The following is a 6,330-nucleotide window of genomic DNA, read 5'->3' on the forward strand; positions in this document are numbered from 1 at the left end:
CAGATATTGAGATACGTGCACCTCACAATGGCTATTCTGATCGAATTCAGGAAATACATATAAAAGTAATCCATGTATTGATTCAGCAGATTGAAGCGAAAGTTGTTTAAGTGTTGTTACCTTGATATCTATTAGCTTCATAAAGACATCTGATGAGCATGAAGTTCATTGTATTTAAAATGGTGAGCTTGACATTTTTAATACTCGAAACTTTCAAGTTTGCATGATACCTAATTTACTACACTCATCTTCAATAAAATGCTATCTGCCAAACATGTAATTGATTGTTATAACCTATCTTCAATCATTTTCCTCTAATTCAAATATTTCATTAACATTTTTGTCAAATACTTTAGATAATTTCAATGCGAGAACGGTAGATGGTATATATCTATTCTTCTCAATAGAATTTATTGTTTGTCTTGAAACACCTATTTTTTTTGCTAATGCTTCTTGTGTTAAATCGTTAATTGCTCTTTGTATCTTGATTGAGTTTCTCACTACCTATTCTTTTTCATCAAAAACATCATTGCAAAATAGAAGAAAAACATGGTTATAAGAAGCTCAGCTACTCCCTTATCCGACAAAAAACTTCCATCGAAAAGTAAATTTATAAAAGGTTCCATTATTACAATTCCTACTCCATATATAAATGAAGCTGTAAAAGCCTTTAATCTAATTCTTAATGTAAGTTCATCTTCGATTTTATCTCTTGTGAGTGCCAATAACAGTAAGGATATTAGAAAAACAGATTTTGATATTGTTTTAACAATTTCCTTGTCGATTGCTAGTATTTTTGAAATCGACAGAGCTACAAACAAACCACACAGAAACATTATTCGATAAGCCGCTATTTTAAAGTTTGTTGGTAATATTCGTAAATCTTGTTGGACTTTATTCATTTTATTTCACTATTAATGTAAAGTATGCTATTCTTAATGGCAAAATACTTTACATTGGTCGTAATTCCAAATCGTGAGAATTCAAGAATGCGATATAATCCTAAGCCGGATCAACGTCAATTTGGAAGGTAACATAGCGAAACGCCTGCTGAGCCTGCAGGTTAAAAATACATTCCCGCATCAGGTGCTTTACTTTTCCCGGAGATGCTTTCTTTTCCATTTTGATTAGAATCTTTTTGATGAATAGGTTTTGTATCCGATTAATAACCGGAGCCTGTGGTCCCAACACCCTATTCCCAAAGATAGCTCGTAGTTGCTCTGCCAGTAACTGAGCAGCCTTATTGGTGATACCTTGTTCTTTATGCTTAATGGTAATGTTAATCAGACGATAAAAAGGTGGATATTTAAACATCGAGCGTTCATCAATCTGACCTTTATAATGATTACTAAAATTATGATTGATCACATCTAATATAACTGGATGCTGCGGATTAGAGGTCTGCAGGACTACCAATCCTCTTTTATGCTTCCGGCCGGCACGCCCACTTACCTGGGTCATTAACTGAAAGCTTCGTTCGAATGCTCTGAAATCAGGATAATTGAGCATATTATCTGCATTTAATATCCCTACAACACTTACATTATCAAAGTCCAGCCCTTTAGAGATCATTTGTGTGCCAATGAGAATATGTATTTCTCCGTCTTCAAATTTCTTGATCAGTTTATCGTAGCCCGATTTACTACGAGTGGTATCCAAATCCATTCGGGCCACCTTATGGTCAGGATAGAGCAAACTCATTTCTTCCTCAATCTTTTCAGTTCCAAAGCCCCTTGTTTCAATTGCCGGACTGTGACATGCAGGACAAACTGTTGGTAACTGCATACTGTGATTACAGTAATGACAAACCAACTGGTTGAGGTGTTTATGGTAAGTCATACTCACATCGCAATTCACACATTTTGCCACATAGGCACATTGCCCGCACTCAATAAAGGGGCTAAAACCCCTGCGGTTTTGAAATAGGATTATTTGTTCACCTTTCAGAAGTGCTTCATCAATCTTCTCGAGTAAAAGTGGTGTGAAATGGGAGCTCATTTGTTTTTTACGCTTGGCTTCCCGTACGTCAACAGCAACTACTTCGGGCATTTCGATTCCCTCAAAGCGTTGCGAAAGTTCAACCAACGCATATTTCCCTTGTTGAGCATTAAAATAGGATTCGATTGAAGGGGTTGCTGTTCCCAAAAGCGTTTTGGCGCCAAATAATTTCCCCAGAACGATGGCTGCATCGCGGGCATGATAACGTGGTGCAGGATCAAACTGCTTGTAGGTGTTTTCATGCTCTTCGTCAACAATAATCAGTCCCAGGTTCGAAAATGGAAGAAACACCGATGAACGTACACCAACAATTAACTGATAGTTTTTCGACCTCAGAAGATTTTGCCAAACCTCCACACGTTCGGCGTCAGCAAACTTACTGTGGTAAATACCCATTTTATTACCAAAGTGCCGCTGAAGTCGCGATGTAATCTGTGTTGTTAAAGCAATTTCGGGCAATAAATACAATACCTGTTTACCGGCCTGTAGTTGCTCCTCTATCAGGTGAATGTAAATTTCGGTTTTACCTCCCGATGTTACACCATGTAGAAGGGTTACATTATGTGTTTCAAAGCTATCCTTAATCTGATTGTATGCGTTTTGTTGTACATCGCTCAACTCATTCGCTTGCTGAACTTCCTTTTCATCAAGGTCTATCCGGTCAACCGTATGCAGTTGCTCTAATAAAATCTCTTTATTACAAAGTTCTTTTAAAGCTGCTTGACTGGCATTCGCGCTTTTAAGTAATTCAGCTTTATCAACCGTCTGATTGGTAACTGCACCTGTCAAACCTCCCACTTGTGACAAAAGAGTCATTAACAGCTCTTGTTGTTTGGGAGCCCTTGATAACTGGTCGAATACGGGTTGAAGAGCTTCTTCTGATTGACAACGAGGGTGTAGCGAAATAACTTTCTTTGTCTTGGCTTTATAGCCTTCTTTCAGATGTTCGTTAACAAAAACTGCACTGTATTCCAGCAAGCGTTTAATGACAGGTAAGCTATTTTTAAAACCGCTTAGCTGATTCACATCATTGATGGAACAAACCTTTTTACCGGCAATAATATCCAATACTTTATTTTCCCGTTCTGTTAATGGAGATTCCGCCTCAAAATCGGCATTATAAATAATGCGTGTTTCACTCTCCATTTTTAAACCCGATGGTAAAGCTGCTTTATACACCTCGCCTAGAGTACACTGATAATAATTGGCCAGCCAATCCCAAAACTTCAACTGATAAGCATTAACCACAATTTCATCATCAAGTACAGTGATGATGTCTTTTGTCTCGTATTCCTCTGGTTTGTTGTGATGCAACTGGTACACAACGCCTGAATAGACTTTTTTCTTGCCAAAGGGTATGGCCACTCTTTTACCCACTTTAATCGATCCGGCGCATTCACTTGCAACAGAATACGTGAATAATCTGGGCAAGGGCACTGGTAATATGATATCGGCATAAAGTGTTTTAAGGCTCATTCTGAAAATTTAGAAGCGTAAAGATAAGGAATCACTGTTAGATACACGATAAGCAATGATCCATGATGTTTGAGAAATTATATTAAAAGAATGATACATCCGCATTAAAATATGATCTAAGCTATTACCTTAGTATACTCAAGAATATACCATGAGATTAACTACTTTAATAGACAACAAGCAAAACCTAAACCAGTTAAAATGTGAACATGGTTTATCATTTTTATTGGAGACAGGTCAGTTAAAAATACTCTTTGATACAGGGCAGTCCGACAAATTTATTCATAATGCCAATAAGCTTGCCATTGATCTTAGTGATGTTGATTACGTAGTTTTAAGTCACGGACATTATGATCATGCAGGTGGTATTCCTGCTTTTTGCGAGATTAACTCTGAGGCTAAAATCATTGTACATCAAAACGCCTTTAATGAACGTTTTTCGAAATCAACGGCGATGATCAAAGAGAATGGGATTCCATGGCGTGATAATTTAAGTCAATACCAGGACCGGATTATATTTATTGATGAAGATACACAACTTGGACCTGACATTTTCATCCTTTGTAACATGGATACACAAACAGGATATGAACCAAACAATCCTCGTCTGGTAATTAAAAACAAAAGTAATTATATACAGGATACCTTTGAAGATGAACTTATTTTGGTGGCACAAACAAAATATGCCCCTCTCGTTTTATGCGGTTGTGCCCATAGTGGTATTGTCAATATTCTTCATACGATCAACAACCGTCTTCAATATAATACTTTTTCAATGGTGGCCGGAGGTTTGCATCTGAACGGGGCTGCAGTTGATAACATAAAGCATACCATTCGCGGCTTAAAACCTTTTACCATAAAAAAATGGGGATTAAATCATTGTACCGGACAATCAGCTTTTGATCATTTTAGCGAGGTGTATAGCGGAATTACAGAGTATTGTGGAGGTGGTTATTCATTTAATGGATAAAACAAAACTTCACTATTTAAGGCATACTGTTAAATATTTTTATTAACTTTCTGCTAAATTTTTTAATATGCTTGTAAAAACCTTTGGTTCCGCTGTAAACGGTATCGACGCATACACAATTACTATAGAAGTTAATATTTCAAAAGGCATACGTTTTTTTCTGGTTGGTTTACCAGACAATGCTGTTAAGGAAAGTCATCAGCGTATTGATTCGGCATTAAAGGTTTGTGGTTATAAGTGGCCTGGGCATAAGATTGTAATTAATATGGCCCCGGCAGATATTCGTAAGGAAGGAGCTGCTTACGATTTACCTTTAGCAATTGGAATACTTGCTGCTTCATCGCAAATAGTCAACCATAAATTAGGCGATTATATTATAATGGGAGAACTATCGCTTGACGGTAGCTTACAACCAGTTAAGGGAGTATTACCAATCGCACTTCGTTCCAAAGAGGAGGGTTTCAAAGGTTGTATCCTGCCAAAGGAGAATGCGAGGGAAGCAGCTGTGGTTAACGGAATTGATATTTATGGCTTTGATAACATCAGGCAGGTGATTCAATTTCTAGAAGATGAAGAAACATTTGAACAGGTTACGGTTGATACAAAGGTTGAATTTGAGAAAGGAACTCAGGTTGTTGATTTTGATTTTTCAGATGTAAAAGGTCAGGAGAGTGTAAAGCGTTCTTTAGAGATTGCAGCAGCTGGCGGACATAATCTTATCATGATCGGTCCTCCGGGAGCCGGCAAGTCCATGTTGGCAAAACGCCTGGCAAGTATATTGCCACCTTTAACATTGGATGAGGCGCTGGAAACTACAAAAATTCATTCGGTAGCTGGTAAAACAGGTAGCGAAAGTGCTCTTATTACCCAACGGCCTTTTAGATCGCCTCACCATACTATCAGTGATGTGGCTCTCGTTGGAGGTGGTTCATTTCCACAACCCGGAGAAATCTCATTATCACATAATGGCGTTTTATTTCTGGATGAACTTCCTGAATTTAAACGGACTGTACTTGAAGTTATGCGCCAACCATTGGAAGATCGACGCATCAGTATATCAAGGGCGCGTTTTACCATTGACTACCCGGCCAGTTTTATGCTGGTTTCATCAATGAATCCTTGCCCTTGTGGTTACTTTAATCATCCCGAGAAACAATGTGTTTGCAGTCCGGGTGTTGTTCAGAAATACCTGAGTAAAATATCGGGTCCTTTACTCGATCGTATTGATTTGCACATTGAAGTGGTGCCTGTTCCTTTCAATAAGCTGGCCGATGCGCCACAATCAGAGAACAGCATATCTGTAAGAGAAAGGGTGATGAATGCCAGGAAAATACAGAATAAAAGATTTAATAGTAATGAAAAAGTGCATTGCAATGCACAAATGAATAGTCGGCAACTGGCTAAATACGCTACACCAGACGAGAACGGTATGAACATTTTAAAAACAGCTATGGAGAAACTGGATTTATCGGCCAGGGCATATGACCGAATACTAAAAGTGTCGCGCACCATTGCAGATTTGGAGGAGTGTGTTTCGGTGCAATCACACCATGTGGCCGAGGCGGTTCAGTACCGAAGTTTAGACCGGTCAAATTGGGGAGCCTAAGATGTCTGATTGGTTTGCAGTTGCATTGCTAAAAGTTTAAACAGTACCTAACCCGAAGTTTACATTGATTAAAGAAAATTTGAAATAAATATTGAATGATAGTTGACTTTCAATATGCTTACATTTTAGAATAATATTAAAAGCCACACAATCAAGCAATTGTTGTTGCTCAATGGATAAAAATAAGGCTATTTGAACATTATTTCTGAAGAAAGGTTATATTTGCAGAAGGGAAACTATCTGACTATAAACAGATTAACAAAAGTACTAATACAATGGG

5 protein-coding genes are annotated in these 6,330 nt (G+C 37.9%); 2 read left to right on the top strand and 3 right to left on the bottom strand.

Annotation, left to right across the window (positions count from 1 at the left end; all coding sequences use genetic code 11):
• Positions 1-300 precede the first annotated feature (300 nt).
• The 3 genes from AC4MRQ_RS24365 to priA form a co-directional block, all read right to left on the bottom strand.
• A complete protein-coding gene (locus AC4MRQ_RS24365; RefSeq protein WP_491200339.1) occupies positions 301-501 on the bottom strand; it encodes a helix-turn-helix transcriptional regulator in 201 nt (66 codons plus the stop codon).
• A complete protein-coding gene (locus tag AC4MRQ_RS24370) occupies positions 501-902 on the bottom strand; it encodes a hypothetical protein (RefSeq protein ID WP_491200340.1) in 402 nt (133 codons plus the stop codon). The genes AC4MRQ_RS24365 and AC4MRQ_RS24370 overlap by 1 nt, the downstream gene beginning before the upstream one ends.
• A 100-nt stretch (positions 903-1,002) precedes the next feature.
• Entirely contained in the window at positions 1,003-3,474 is a 2,472-nt protein-coding gene (gene priA / locus AC4MRQ_RS24375; RefSeq protein WP_491200341.1) for a replication restart helicase PriA, read from the bottom strand.
• A gap of 151 nt (positions 3,475-3,625) precedes the next feature.
• Here priA and AC4MRQ_RS24380 point away from each other — a divergent pair, with 151 nt between their 5' ends.
• Together AC4MRQ_RS24380 and AC4MRQ_RS24385 are read left to right on the top strand one after the other, a co-directional pair.
• Positions 3,626-4,444, top strand: a complete 819-nt coding sequence (locus AC4MRQ_RS24380; protein ID WP_491200342.1) for an MBL fold metallo-hydrolase — start codon at positions 3,626-3,628, stop codon at positions 4,442-4,444.
• A 67-nt stretch (positions 4,445-4,511) separates the two neighbouring features.
• The gene (locus AC4MRQ_RS24385; RefSeq protein WP_491200343.1) at positions 4,512-6,050 is read left to right on the top strand and encodes a YifB family Mg chelatase-like AAA ATPase; all 1,539 of its coding nucleotides are present in this window, start codon (positions 4,512-4,514) and stop codon (positions 6,048-6,050) included.
• The last annotated feature ends 280 nt before the right edge of the window (positions 6,051-6,330 follow it).

Source organism: Carboxylicivirga sp., from assembly GCF_982718395.1.